Raw genomic sequence first — 13,451 nt, forward strand, 5'->3', positions numbered from 1 at the left:
GCTTCGTATGTTCGTACGGAATCGAGGCGAAGCCTGTTCATCCGGGGCGCACCCAAGGGAGCGCTACTGCTCGGCCAGCGCTCGCAGCCGGCTGAGCGCCCTGTGCTGCGCCACCCGGACCGCTCCGGGTGACATTCCCAACATCTGACCCGTCTCCTCCGCGGTCAACCCCACCGCGATCCTCAGCAGCAGCAGCTCCCGCTGGTTCTCGGGCAGGTTGGCCAGCAGTTTCTTGGCCCACTCGGCGTCGCTGCTGAGCAGCGCCCGCTCCTCCGGACCGAGGGAGTCGTCCGGGCGCTCGGGCATCTCGTCCGAGGGCACCGCGGTCGAACCGGGGTGCCGCATCGCCGCCCGCTGGAGGTCCGCGACCTTGTGCGCGGCGATGGCGAAGACGAACGCCTCGAAGGGCCTGCCGGTGTCCCGGTAGCGCGGCAGCGCGAGCAGGACGGCGACGCAGACCTCCTGGGCGAGGTCCTCGACGAAGTGGCGGGCATCGCCCGGAAGGCGCGACAGCCTGGTACGGCAGTAGCGCAGGGCCAGGGGGTGGACATGCGCGAGCAGATCGTGCGTGGCCTGCTCGTCCCCGTCCACGGCGCGATGGACGAGTGCACCGATCGCCCCTGCGGCTTTGGCCGCCTCGTCGTCGCGCATCGGTCCATGGTGCCTTGCGGCCGATTGCTCCGTGGCATCGCGCCCGATGTTGTGCACCGAAGCGTTATGAGCAGGTGCGCCGGAACTCATCCCCTGCGCCCTCCCCTTCCGCTCTACCGACTCGTCCCCGAGAGACTCCACATCTCAAGGATGCGGCATCCGCGCCGAAACGAGCAGCGGGCACCGTCAGCACCTCTTGACGGGCCTCGCATCCGCGCCCCGAAAGGGGCGCGGGGAACTGCGCGACCAGCCACGACGAACCCGCGGCCGCAATACGACACAACGCGGCACCCACGGTGCGGCGATTAACGAACCAGACCCCACCGGAAGCCGAGCGCCACGGCATGTGCCCGGTCCGAGGCACCGAGCTTCTTGAACAGTCGCCGGGCGTGCGTCTTCACGGTGTCCTCGGACAGGAACAGCTCCCGCCCGATCTCCGCGTTGGAACGCCCATGGCTCATACCTTCGAGCACCTGGATCTCACGCGCGGTGAGCGTGGGCGCCGCGCCCATCTCGGCGGACCGCAGCCGCCGCGGGGCAAGACGCCAAGTCGGGTCGGCCAGCGCCTGCGTGACCGTCGCCCGCAACTCCGCGCGCGAGGCGTCCTTGTGCAGATAGCCACGGGCACCCGCGGCGACCGCGAGGGCCACGCCGTCCAGGTCCTCGGCGACCGTCAGCATGATGATCCGCGCACCGGGGTCGGCGGACAAAAGCCGCCGCACGGTCTCGACGCCGCCCAGACCGGGCATGCGTACGTCCATCAGGATCAGGTCCGAGCGGTCGGCGCCCCAGCGGCGGAGGACTTCCTCGCCGTTGGCCGCCGTCGTCACGCGCTCGACGCCGGGCACGGTCGCGACCGCGCGGCGGAGCGCCTCTCGGGCAAGCGGGGAGTCGTCGCAGACGAGGACGGATGTCATGGCCGCCCTCCGCAGCTGATGCACGTCACCTTGAGCCTCCAGGCTGGTACGAAATCGTCACCTGTGCGGTCGACCGTCTCGGACGCGTGCCCGAGCGCTTGTTGCTTCAACCGCCTCCGCCCTCTCAACGACGGTCACTCGAAAGAGTTACGGGGGCATGTGCCGTCTTCGGCACTCTACGTGAGGGGACGGACACGGGGCAGACATGCGGGGCGGACCCTCAATGTTTCATCACAACCCATGCCCCATTCAGACCTTTTTGCTCCCGTTTCTTGGCGTTTGGAGCTAGATTCGCAATGAGTCATATTTTCATCTCCTTAGATCGTAGATGTACGGTCGTAGACACCGTATCCGCCCAGAACGGCTACAAGGGGTCACGCAATGGCAGATTTCTCCCGCCTTCCCGGACCGAACGCGGACCTGTGGGACTGGCAGCTGCTGGCTGCATGTCGCGGGGTGGACAGCTCCCTCTTCTTTCATCCGGAGGGCGAGCGCGGTGCGGCTCGGAGCGCTCGAGAGAACTCGGCCAAGGAGGTCTGCATGAGGTGCCCGGTGCGCGCGCAGTGCGCGGCGCACGCGCTGGCGGTCCGCGAACCGTACGGCGTGTGGGGCGGCCTGACCGAGGACGAGCGCGAGGAACTCATGGGGCGGGCCCGCAACCGTCTGGTGTCGGCGTCGACAACCAGCGGCGACACCGGTCCGAACTCCTGAAGGAACGTTTCTTCACAGCAGGGCACGCGCGTGCGTGCCCTTCCTTCTGCGCGCCCTGCTAGCGACCGGCGGCCCGCGCCAGCTGCTCCAGCGTCGCCGCGACGGCCGGCACCTGCGCCAGGTCGGGCAGCGTGAGCGCGACGATCTCCCGGCGGACCGCCGGTTCCAGCGTCAGCATGCGGGCACCTCGTGGCCGTACGGACTCCACGGCCAGCTGGGGCAGGACGGCCACGCCCAGGCCGGCGCCGACCAGGCCGACCACCGCCGGATAGTCGTCGGTGGCGAAGTCGATGCGGGGCGTGAAGCCTGCGCCCTCGCACACCTCGACCAGCTGTCCCCGGCAGCGCGGGCACCCGGCGATCCAGGGCTCGGCGGCGAGTTCCCCGATGGCGACGGACCCGGAGCGGGCGAGCCGGTGCCGTTCCGGTACGAGGCCGACGAGACGGTCCGTCAGCAGGGGGCGTACGACGAGGTCGTCCCACTCCCCGTCCTGGGCCGCGCCCTCGTACCGGAAGGCGAGCGCCACATCGCAGTCGCCCTCGCGCAGCAGTTCGACCGACTTCGGCGGCTCGGCCTCCTCCAGGGAGACACGGGTGCCCGGGTGCGCGGCGCGCAGGGCCGCGAGGGCGGTCGGGACGAGGGTGGAGCTGCCGCTGGGGAAGGAGACGAGGCGTACCCGTCCGGCGCGCAGGCCGGCGATGGCGGCGACCTCCTCCTCGGCGGCGGTGAGTCCGGCGAGGATCCCGGCGGCATGCCGCACCAGCGACTCACCGGCCTGGGTCAGCCGCATCTCGCGCCCGCTGCGGACCAGCAGCGGGGTGCCGACGGATGCCTCCAGGGCCTTCATCTGCTGGCTGACGGCGGGCTGGGTGCAGCCCAGCTCACGCCCCGCCGCGGAGAAGGATCCGGTGGCGGCGACGGCGCGCAGCACACGGAGATGACGGGCCTCGATCACCCGTCGAGCATAAGCGAACCTTGGGCACGGCACCGGATAGTGCGTGGACGCTTTGACCACTGCTCGCCTACCGTGCCGTCATGAAGCTTCTGTCTGTGAACCTGGGCCGTCGGAAGTACGTGCAGTACACCGATCACCCCGAAGGCGTGACCGGGATCGACAAACGGCCGGTCGAGGGGCCGGTGCGGCTGGCGGCGCCCGGGCCCAAGGGGGTCGGGGGAAGCGGCGTGGCCGGGGACGACGTGTGCAGCCTGCGCCATCACGGCGGCGACGACCAGGCCGTGTACGCGGTGGCGCGCGAGGACCTCGACGACTGGGAGCGCGAGCTGGGGCGCCCGCTGGCGAACGGCGGCTTCGGCGAGAACCTCACGACCCTCGGCCTCGATGTGTCCGGCGCGCTGATCGGCGAGCGCTGGCGGATCGGGTCCCAGGTGGTGCTGGAGGTGACCAGCGGCCGGATTCCCTGTCGTACCTTCCAGGGCCATGTGGGTGAGCAGCGGTGGGTGAAGCGGTTCACGGAGCGGGGTGCGCCGGGCGCGTATCTCCGGGTGATCGAGCCCGGTGAGATCCGGGCGGGCGACGCAGTGGAGATCGTTCACCGGCCCGATCACGATGTGACGGTGGCGCTGCAGTTCCGGGCGGTGACGACGGAGCGTGCTCTGCTGCCGCGGTTGCTGGCGGCCGGGGACGCGCTGCATCCGGAGGCGCGGGAGGCGGCGCGGAAGTACGTGGCGCGGCACGAAAGCTGATAGGCGCTCACGGCGCACGTCTTCGCCGGGGCTTCACCGATCGGGAGGGCCTGTGCAGCAAGCGGACGCACCCGGTCCGGGTCACTAATCTTGCGCCATGACAACGGCATTGATTACGGGATCGACCGCGGGTATCGGCGCCGCGTTCGCACGGCGGCTGGCCGCCGACGGGCACGACCTCGTCCTGGTGGCCCGGGACGCCAAGCGGCTGCGCGAGCAGGCGACCGAACTGCACGACCGGCACGGCATCGAGGCCGAGGTGCTGATCGCCGACCTCGCCGAGGACACCGGCATCGAGTCGGTCGCCACCCGCCTCGGCGACCGCCGCAACCCCGTCGACCTGCTGATCAACAACGCCGGCTTCGGCAACAAGGGCCGCTATCTCGACGTCTCCATGGCCGACGAGCTGAAGATGCTCAAGGTGCACTGCGAGGCGGTGCTGCGGCTCACGTCGGCCGCGGCGGAGGCGATGCGGGAGCGAGGGCGCGGCGGTGTCGTCAACGTCGCCTCGGTCGCGGCGTTCGTGCCGCGCGGGACGTACGGCGCGTCCAAGGCGTGGGTCGTGCAGTTCACGCAGGGGGCGGCGCGGGATCTGGCCGGGAGCGGGGTGCGGCTCATGGCGCTGTGCCCCGGGTTCGTGCGGACCGAGTTCCACGAGCGGGCCGGGATGGGGACGGACAACATTCCGGGGTGGATGTGGCTGGACGCGGACAAGCTGGTGGCGTCGGGGCTGGATGATCTGGCGCGGGGGAAGGCCGTGTCGATCCCGGATCCCCGGTACAAGGTGCTGCTGGGGGCGGCGAAGCTGGTGCCCCGGGGGATGCTGGGCGGGATCAGTTCGCGGACCGGGCGGAAGTACGGGCCCCAGTAGGCGGGTTGCCGGCCGCCGCCCGGCCGGACAGCGCGTCGACGATCAGCGGGACGGTGCCGGGCTCGACCCGAATCAGGGTGGGGAGCACGTCCTTGAGCGGCAGGTGCTGCAGGGCCCGGGCGAGGAACAGGCGGCCGCGGGCCGGGTCCGCGGCGGGGGCGAGGAGCTGCCAGAGGTGGGCCTGGTCGGCGCCGGACTGCCCTGCCGTGCGGACCAGTTCCTCGGCCCGGGTGTACTGACCGGCGCTCACGAGGGCTCCGATCAGCGCGCGCAACAGATACGGACGGCTTCCGTACTCCTCGTCGCGTGCCCGGGCCTCCACCAGTTCCAGAGCGCGGTCGTACTGCTTCATGGCCACCATCCCCCGAAGAACGGCATAGATGTCCGCCGGGTCGTGCCGGGGGCGGTCGATCACGCGGCCCAGCAGCCGCTCACCGGCCGCGTCCTGCCCCACCGCGACGTACGCGCGCAGCACGTCTTCGACCGCCGCCCCGTAGATTCCCCGCTCGAAGTCGGGCACGGCTTCCGCATGGACCCGCGCGGCGCCCTCTTCGTCCCCCGAGGCCACCAGGTGCAGCACGAGCAGGGCCCAGGCACGGGCACGATGCTGACCGGGGTCCATCCCGGCGATGAGTGCGCGGGCCCGCGCCACGTCGCCCGCGCCGAGCGCGCTCTCGGCGATCGTCGTGCGCATACGGTCGCGGTTCTCGCCGTACGTCCCCGTCGTCAGCTCCGCCGCCCGGTCGAACTGCCCGCGCGCACAGAGCGGTTCGACGAGGATCTCCTCCATGTGGAAGTAGGCGCCCCTGGAACGGTCCCTGGGAGCGGCGCGGAACCTGCGCACCACGTCCTCGGCCTCCTCGAACCGCCCCGTCCAGGCCAGTGCGCGCACCACATCGGCCACCCGGAACTCCAGGTCCCTGTCCCCCGTGCCCTCGTCGCTGTCGGGTCCGGGGATCTCGGGCATCTCGATCTGGGCCGCCAAGGCCTCGGCCGCTTCGGCCTCGCCCTGCTGTCCGAGGACCGGCACCGAGAGCGCCGCGTCGAGGCTGCCGCCCCGGCTCGGCCTGCGCAGTTCCGCCTCCACCCCGGCGATCAGGCGCGTCACGCGCTCGGCGACGGCGGCGTCGTTCGTCGCGGCCGCCACGGCACCGCGCAGGAACGCCTCGTAGCCCTGCACGGCCTCACGGCGCTCGCGCATGGCGAAGAACAGACGCGCCAGCTCCAGTGCCCGGTCGAAGTCCCCCGCCAGGGCCCGTGCCTCGATGACGCCGTGCAGGGGATAGCCGTCGAACATCTGGTTAGGTGCCTCGCGCGCCAGGGCCTCGGCCCGGTCGAGGTCGCCGGCCGCGGTCAGCACCTCGATCAGAGCGGCGCCCGCCCTCGCCCGTTCCGGCCGGTCGGGGTGGTCCCGGACCAGGCTCTCCAGTTCCTCGTACGCTCCCGATTCCGCGAGGCCCCTCGCCACACCAACCAGCGCCGCGGCCCTGACGTCCCGGTCGAAGGACCCCGGTGCGGGCCGCTCGATGCGCTCGACGAGCGCCCGCGCCCGGTCGGTCTCACCGGCGGCGGCCCATGCCGTCGCCACATGGCATGTGCTCCAGGCGCGGTCCTTGTCGTCCTCCACGAGCGACGCCGCCGTCTCGGCCCGGTCGTACTCCCCCACGTCCACGAGGTGCCGGACGATGTACCACAGCGCGGGCGACGCGTTCAGGGTCTCGTCCACGCGCGCGAAGCACCGTCGGGCTTCGTCCTCCCGGCCGGTCAGCCGCAGTGCCTGGGCGGTCCAGATCAGCACCAGGGGTTCGGCCTCGGGTCCGGCGGCGCGGGCCAGTGCCTCGGCCCGGTCGAGGCGGTCCATCCGTACCCAGAGGGAGGCCACGCCGGCGGCGCCCAGGGCGCGGGCGCTGATCTTCTCCTGCGCCAGACACAGGGCCTCGGCCCGGTCGAGCTCTCCGGACCGCGCCCAGGACAGGGCCAGTTCGAACACGAAATTGGCACGAGGGAGGGAGAACGCCTCGGGCTCGGCATGGAAGAGGTCGTCGGCGCGGTCGGTCAGTCCGAGGTGGAGCCAACCGCGGAACGTGTCCATCAGTATCCACAGCCGGTCCCGCTCCTCGACCCGGCCGCCCGGCCCGGCCTCGGCCTCCGCCTCCTCCAGGAGCCGCACGGCGTCTTCCGGGTCACCGTGGTCCGCGAGTTCCCCGGCGACAACGACCAGCGTGTGCATCCTCTCCTTGAGATCCGGAATGCTGCGCGCGAGCGCCTCCGCCCGACGGGTGCGCCCGAGCGCCGCCCACGCCCGGGGCAGGGCCCTGGTCAGGAGGTCGTTGCGGCTGTCCAGCTCCTCACGCCGCAGGGCGAGCCGGGTGACGTCCAGCAGATCAGGCGTCCCCGACTCGACCAGCAGATCCTCGGTGGTCCGGATCTCGATCAGCGCCGCCGCGTCGCCTCCGGTGGCTTCGAGCATGCGGTCGTGCCGTGTCTCGTCCCCCGCGCAGCCGACCATGCGCCGCAGATCCCGCCGGCCCCGCAGCATCCGGAAGTATCCGCGCAGCAGATACTCCGGTGTGTCCGCCGGCCAGCCCCGCGCCCGCCACCCCTCGGCCCACGCGTGCAGCTCGTCCCGGTACCGGTCGAGTTCCCGCGCACCCAGCATCTCCTCGGCCTGGGACTGGAGTTCCTCATGGCCCAGCAGATAGACGCTCGCCCGGACACCGAAGGTGCGCCCCGCCCGGGTGCGCAGCACATCCCGTACGTCATAGGGCACGGCGCCGGTCAGCGCGGCCAGGTCCTCGGCGGTCAGGCCGCCGCCCGCCGCCGTCACCAGCGCCAGCAGGTCGTACTCCAGACCGCCGGCCTCGATCAGCCGCTTCAGTTCCCGTTCCGCCTCGGTGCGGACCGCGCGGGCGTACGGCGACGGTGACAGGGTGCGCACGATCGCGGGGTCGCGCAGCGGATGGTCGTCGGGTACGTCGCCCGGGAGCGGCGGGTTCAGGCGGCCCGCGACCAGGACGCGCATGCCCGCGTCGGGGCGGGCCGGCAGCAGGGCGGCGATGCTGTGGGCGTCGGGTCCCGTGGTGACGCCGCGGTCCTCGTCGAGGCCGTCGACCAGCAGGACCAGGCGCTCGCCGTGCGCGGCGCAGGCCCGTGCCGCCGCCACGTACAGATGCAGGAGGTGGGCTTCGCGGGTCGCCTCGGTCAGATGGGCGGGGAGGTCCTCGCCGGCCAGCTCCGCCAGCTGTTCCAGTACGACATCGACGTACGCCACGACGTCGTTCTGTGCGCCGAGGCGGGCCGTGACGAAGAAGGGGACGACTCGGACCCCTGGCGGCGGGTTCAGTGCGAACCGCGACATCAGCGCCGTCTTGCCCGCCCATGCCGGTGCCCGCCACCAGGCGTACACCGGGCCGGATTCCGCGGTGCAGAAGTCGGTGAGTTCCGCCGACTCGTCGTCCCTGCCGACCAGTTGGGGCGGGGCGATCCGCCGCACCTGCTCCCAGTAGGCCGAGCGCACCGGCGAGGCGAGCAGGATGCGGTTGTGATCGCCGGTGACGACGACCCCGATGTCCTGTCCCGCGGCCACCGACCGCTGCTTCCCCCACCAGCGCATGCGCTCATGATGCCAAAGCGCCGACAGGCACGGTGCCGCGCCAGTGGGGACAATGGTTGTGTCCAGCCCCACCGGGAGGCGACGCCATGACCTTCGTGCAGCTCATCGATTGCAGGACCAGCCGCTTCGACGAGATGAACCGGCTGATGGACAGGTGGGTCGAGCAGACCCGGGGGAAACGGACGGCGACGCACGACATCATCGGGAAGGACCGGTCCGACTCGGGGCACTTCATCGAGATCGTGGAGTTCGCGTCGTACGAGGACGCGATGCGCAACTCGAACCTGCCCGAGACCGACCGGATCTTCCAGGAGATGGTCGCGCTCTGCGACGAGACGCCGACGTTCACCGATCTCGACGTCGTGCGGGACGAGCAGCTGAACTGCCTGGCCGCGCGGAGCTTCTTCGAGGACATGGGGAGGATGGCGCCGGAGGCCATCGGCGGGCATCTCACCGATGACTACGTGGATCACGACCCGTCGTATCCGGAGCCGGTGCACGGTGTCGCCGGGATCCGGGAGCAGTACGCCGGGTGGCGTGCCGCCTTCGACTTCGCGTTCCGGATCGACGACCAGCTGGCCCAGGACGACCAGGTGTGCACGCGGTGGACATGGAGCGCCCGGCACACCGGTGAGTTCCTGGGGATCCCGGCGACCGGGCAGGACGTGACCATGCAGGGCATGACCTGGCAGCGGTTCCGGGACGGCCGGATCTGCGAGGGACACTGGATGTACGACCGGGCCGGGTTGCTGGAGCAGCTCGGGGTACTCGGTCAGTGACGCCCGCGAAGGGAGAAGCCCCCGCTGCCATGGCAGCGGGGGCTTCTTCGGGTGAGGCGTGCCTCAGTGCCTAGTGGGCGTGCCCGTGGCCGTGGCCACCGGCCGCCGCCGGCTCTTCCTCTTCCTTCTTCTCGACGACCAGGGTCTCGGTCGTCAGGAGCAGGGAGGCGATGGAGGCGGCGTTCTCCAGGGCGGAGCGGGTGACCTTGACCGGGTCGATGACGCCGGCCTTGACCAGGTCGCCGTACTCGCCGGTCGCGGCGTTGAAGCCCTGGCCCTTGTCGAGCTCGGCGACCTTGGAGGTGATGACGTAGCCCTCCAGGCCGGCGTTCTCGGCGATCCAGCGCAGCGGCTCGACGACGGCGCGGCGGACCACGGCGACACCGGTGGCCTCGTCGCCGGTCTTGCCCAGACCGCCTTCGAGGACCTTCGCGGCGTGGACGAGGGCCGAGCCACCACCGGAGACGATGCCCTCCTCGACCGCGGCGCGGGTCGCGGAGATGGCGTCCTCCAGACGGTGCTTCTTCTCCTTCAGCTCCACCTCGGTGGCGGCGCCGACCTTGATCACGCACACGCCGCCGGCCAGCTTCGCGAGGCGCTCCTGGAGCTTCTCGCGGTCCCAGTCGGAGTCGGTGTTCTCGATCTCGGCCTTGATCTGGGCGACACGGCCCTGGACGTCCTCGGACTTGCCGGCGCCGTCCACGATGGTCGTGTCGTCCTTGGTGACCGTGATGCGGCGGGCGGAGCCCAGCACGTCCAGGCCGACCTGGTCGAGCTTGAGGCCGACCTCCTCGGAGATGACCGTGGCACCGGTGAGGGTCGCCATGTCCTGGAGCATCGCCTTGCGGCGGTCACCGAAGCCGGGGGCCTTGACCGCGACCGCGTTGAAGGTGCCGCGGATCTTGTTGACGACCAGGGTCGACAGGGCCTCGCCCTCGACGTCCTCGGCGATGATCAGCAGCGGCTTGGAGGAGCCGGCCTGGATGACCTTCTCCAGCAGCGGCAGCAGGTCCGCGATGGAGGCGATCTTGCCCTGGTTGATCAGGATGTACGGGTCGTCGAGGACGGCCTCCATACGCTCCTGGTCGGACACCATGTACGGCGACAGGTAGCCCTTGTCGAAGGCCATGCCCTCGGTGAAGTCCAGCTCAAGGCCGAAGGTGTTGGACTCCTCGACGGTGATGACACCGTCCTTGCCGACCTTGTCCATCGCCTCGGCGATGAGCTCGCCGACCTGCTGGTCCTGGGCGGACAGCGCGGCGACGGCGGCGATGTCGGACTTCTCCTCGATCGGGCGGGCCGACGCGAGCAGGTCCTCGGAGACAGCGGCGACGGCCGCGTCGATGCCCTTCTTCAGGGCGGCCGGGGAGGCACCCGCGGCGACGTTCTTCAGGCCCTCGCGGACCAGCGCCTGGGCGAGCACGGTGGCGGTGGTCGTACCGTCACCCGCGATGTCGTTGGTCTTGGTCGCCACCTCCTTCACCAGCTGGGCGCCGAGGTTCTCGTACGGGTCCTCGACCTCGACCTCGCGGGCGATGGTGACACCGTCGTTGGTGATGGTGGGCGCGCCGAACTTCTTGTCGATGACGACATTGCGGCCCTTGGGGCCGATCGTCACCTTGACCGTGTCGGCCAGCTTGTTGACGCCGCGCTCGAGGGCGCGACGGGCGTCCTCGTCGAACTTCAGGATCTTCGCCATGACAGCGGGAGCCCTCTCGGAATCTGGGGGTTAAAAAAGACACTGCGCCCCGGGCGCCCGGCTTCTTTAAGTGGTCGCGGGGGCCAGGGGCGCAGCTGGAAACTCTGAGGTGGTGCTTACTTCTCGATGATCGCGAGCACGTCGCGGGACGAGAGGACGAGGTACTCCTCGCCGTTGTACTTCACCTCGGTGCCGCCGTACTTGCTGTACAGCACGATGTCGCCGACCTTCACGTCGAGCGGCAGACGCTCGCCGTTCTCGAAGCGGCCCGGACCCACGGCGAGGATGACGCCCTCCTGGGGCTTCTCCTTCGCGGTGTCCGGGATGACCAGGCCAGAGGCGGTGGTCTGCTCGGCGTCGAGCGGCTGGACCACGATGCGGTCCTCAAGCGGCTTGATGGCAACCTTGGAGCTGGTGGTCGTCACGATCCGACCTCCCCCTTCGGAGATCTCACGGGGTTAACTGTCTGAGGTGGCGACCAGGTGGATCCGTCGTCGCGGGTGCCGGACCTGCCCGTCGCGTAGTTGGCACTCTCCAGTGGGGAGTGCCAGACCCGAGACTATGACCGCGATTAGCACTCGGTCAAGCGGACTGCTAATTCACTACACCGCGGCGCTACAGGTAGTCCTCCAGACGCGCCACCGTCAGCCCCCTCCGCTGGATCTCCCGCAGCAGCCGCGTCGTCCGCTCCTTCAGACTCAGCCCGGCCGGTTCGGCAGAGGGGACGGACACGATGTCACCGGCCCGCAGCCGGGCCGGTCCCTTGGCGTACGTCAGCCCGCCGTCGCCCTCCATCGCCGCGCGCCACAGCACGACCGCCGTCACCCCGCAGTCGGCCGCCGCGCGGAGCGTCGTGGTGTCGTACGTCCCGTAGGGCGGGCGGAAGAGCCGGGGGCGGATGCCGAAGCGGGCGCGGAGCTTGTTCTGCTGGCCGCAGATCTCGGCGCGCTGCCCGGCGTACGGCAGTCCGCGCAGGGCGGCGTGGTCGAGGGTGTGGTTCTGGATCGACGCGCCGACCGCGCGCAGCCGGGCGAAGTGGCCGTAGCCCGGGCCGACCACGCTGTCCGTGAGGAACATGCTGACGGGCAGCCGTAGTTCACGGACCATGTCGACGAAGCGGGGGTCCTTCTCGGCGCCGTCGTCGTAGGTGAGGAAGACGACCTTGTGGCGGGTGGCGACCCGGTGCACGACGGGCGGCAGGCCGCCCGCCGGGCGAGCCGACCTGCGCACGGTCGGGGGCGCGGGCAGCGGGGCGGTCAGGCCCCACTGGCGGTACGGCTGGGTCGTGTGCGTCGGGTTCTTCGCCGACCGCGCCCGCTGCTCGCGCGGGTCGGCCGGACCGGTCGCACAGCCGGTGAGAAGGGCGGACGCCAGGACCACGGCCGCGAACGCCCGCGCTCCCGGCGTCGGCCTCACAGGTAGTCCTCCAGCCGGGCCACCGCGTACCCCTCGGACGTCACCTTGTTCAGGAACCGGCGGATCATGTCGGGCATTGTGCCCTTCCAGTCGTCCCGGCCCCGGAAATGAGTGAGCACGATGTCACCCGGTCGGATCTTCCGGTCCCATTCGCGGTACTCCCAGTGGTCGACGAAGACCTCCTCGTTCCACAGCGGGACGTACTTGATGCCGCAGGACTTCGCGGCGCGCAGGCTGGCCCGGTCGTAGTTGCCGAAGGGCGGCCGGAAGAGCAGCGGGCGCTTGCCGTAGTGCTCCTCGATGACCTCCTGCATGCCGCAGATCTCGTGCTGCTGGCGGCGGTAGGACAGGGCCGGGAGGTACGGGTGGTGCAGGGTGTGGTTGTTCAAGACCACTCCGGCGCCCTGCATCCGCTTGAAGTAGCCGTAGTCCTCCTTGATCAGGTAGTTGCTGAGGAAGGCGGTGTACGGCACCTGCAAGTCGTCCATCATCCGCAGGAACGTCGGGTCCTTCTCGGCGCCGTCGTCGATGGTGAGGAAGACGACCCGCTGTTTGGTCGGGACGGTGGTGAAGACGGGCGGGAGGCCGAGTTCCTCGTGGCCGTCGACCTCGAAGCCCTCGCGGGTGGTGATCCTCGGCCTCTGGGCGGGGGGCTTCGGGGGCGTGAGCGGGACGCTCTCCAGGCGCCAGCGCCGGGCGGCGGCGATACGGGCGGTGCGGGCCTCCTGGGCCGACTGGAACTTCCTGCCCGGTGGCTGCGGAGTGGCCGTCGGGGGCGGTGCTTCCAGGGGCTGACGGATCGAGGTGGAGCCCGAGGCCTCGGGCCCGCCGCCGACCCCGGAGCCGCTCGCGGCCCCCGCCGACCCGGGCTGCGCACAGCCGGAGGTGACGGCGGCCGCGGCGAGTACGGCGATGACGCCGTGCACGCGCGCGTAGCGGGCCGTCGGAGGATGGCACCCCACGACCACTGCCCCATATCGGGGACTTTTGTCATTTTGTACTACTAGTCGCATGGAGCCGGATCCTGGCAGGCTCCCGACCTGAACCCGCGCCGACACCGCCGCAGGACGCGAACCATCCACCGACTGGC

At 70.8% G+C, this 13,451-nt stretch carries 12 protein-coding genes; 4 read left to right on the forward strand and 8 right to left on the reverse strand.

The features are described 5' to 3' along the window. Positions 1-63: 63 nt before the first annotated feature. Positions 64-651, reverse strand: a complete 588-nt coding sequence (locus IE325_RS26395) for a sigma-70 family RNA polymerase sigma factor (protein ID WP_190072542.1) — start codon at positions 649-651, stop codon at positions 64-66. 305 nt (positions 652-956) lie between these two features. Then, positions 957-1,568, reverse strand: coding sequence for a response regulator transcription factor (locus IE325_RS26400; protein WP_003948568.1), 612 nt, complete (start codon positions 1,566-1,568; stop codon positions 957-959). Between the two features lie 381 nt (positions 1,569-1,949). Here IE325_RS26400 and IE325_RS26405 point away from each other — a divergent pair, with 381 nt between their 5' ends. Continuing rightward, the gene (locus IE325_RS26405; protein WP_190072543.1) at positions 1,950-2,279 is read left to right on the forward strand and encodes a WhiB family transcriptional regulator; all 330 of its coding nucleotides are present in this window, start codon (positions 1,950-1,952) and stop codon (positions 2,277-2,279) included. Between the two features lie 58 nt (positions 2,280-2,337). Here the strand turns inward: IE325_RS26405 and IE325_RS26410 are convergent, their stop codons facing one another. Beyond that, positions 2,338-3,234, reverse strand: coding sequence for a LysR family transcriptional regulator (locus tag IE325_RS26410; RefSeq protein WP_190072544.1), 897 nt, complete (start codon positions 3,232-3,234; stop codon positions 2,338-2,340). Positions 3,235-3,314: 80 nt separating this feature from the next. Here IE325_RS26410 and IE325_RS26415 point away from each other — a divergent pair, with 80 nt between their 5' ends. Together IE325_RS26415 and IE325_RS26420 are read left to right on the forward strand one after the other, a co-directional pair. Continuing rightward, complete coding sequence (locus IE325_RS26415) at positions 3,315-3,983, forward strand: MOSC domain-containing protein (protein ID WP_190072545.1); 669 nt, start codon at positions 3,315-3,317, stop codon at positions 3,981-3,983. A gap of 97 nt (positions 3,984-4,080) precedes the next feature. After that, entirely contained in the window at positions 4,081-4,854 is a 774-nt protein-coding gene (locus tag IE325_RS26420; protein ID WP_190072546.1) for an SDR family NAD(P)-dependent oxidoreductase, read from the forward strand. On the opposite strand, the gene IE325_RS26425 is transcribed toward IE325_RS26420, so the two are convergent. Beyond that, positions 4,817-8,467, reverse strand: coding sequence for a hypothetical protein (locus tag IE325_RS26425; protein WP_190072547.1), 3,651 nt, complete (start codon positions 8,465-8,467; stop codon positions 4,817-4,819). The genes IE325_RS26420 and IE325_RS26425 overlap by 38 nt on opposite strands. 86 nt (positions 8,468-8,553) lie before the next feature. Between IE325_RS26425 and IE325_RS26430 the strand changes: the two genes are divergently transcribed. After that, the gene (locus tag IE325_RS26430; RefSeq protein WP_190072548.1) at positions 8,554-9,246 is read left to right on the forward strand and encodes an ester cyclase; all 693 of its coding nucleotides are present in this window, start codon (positions 8,554-8,556) and stop codon (positions 9,244-9,246) included. A 70-nt stretch (positions 9,247-9,316) separates the two neighbouring features. Here IE325_RS26430 and groL read toward each other — a convergent pair whose 3' ends face one another. From groL to IE325_RS26450, 4 genes are all read right to left on the reverse strand, one after another. Beyond that, on the reverse strand, positions 9,317-10,945 hold the full coding sequence (groL, locus tag IE325_RS26435) for a chaperonin GroEL (RefSeq protein WP_190072549.1): 1,629 nt from the start codon (positions 10,943-10,945) through the stop codon (positions 9,317-9,319). 116 nt (positions 10,946-11,061) lie between these two features. After that, on the reverse strand, positions 11,062-11,370 hold the full coding sequence (gene groES / locus IE325_RS26440; RefSeq protein WP_190072550.1) for a co-chaperone GroES: 309 nt from the start codon (positions 11,368-11,370) through the stop codon (positions 11,062-11,064). A gap of 190 nt (positions 11,371-11,560) precedes the next feature. Continuing rightward, entirely contained in the window at positions 11,561-12,361 is an 801-nt protein-coding gene (locus IE325_RS26445) for a polysaccharide deacetylase family protein (RefSeq protein WP_190072551.1), read from the reverse strand. After that, positions 12,358-13,374, reverse strand: a complete 1,017-nt coding sequence (locus IE325_RS26450; RefSeq protein ID WP_190072552.1) for a polysaccharide deacetylase family protein — start codon at positions 13,372-13,374, stop codon at positions 12,358-12,360. The genes IE325_RS26445 and IE325_RS26450 overlap by 4 nt, the downstream gene beginning before the upstream one ends. Between the last annotated feature and the right edge of the window lie 77 nt (positions 13,375-13,451).

This window comes from Streptomyces lanatus (assembly GCF_014655715.1).
Lineage (GTDB): Bacteria > Actinomycetota > Actinomycetes > Streptomycetales > Streptomycetaceae > Streptomyces > Streptomyces lanatus.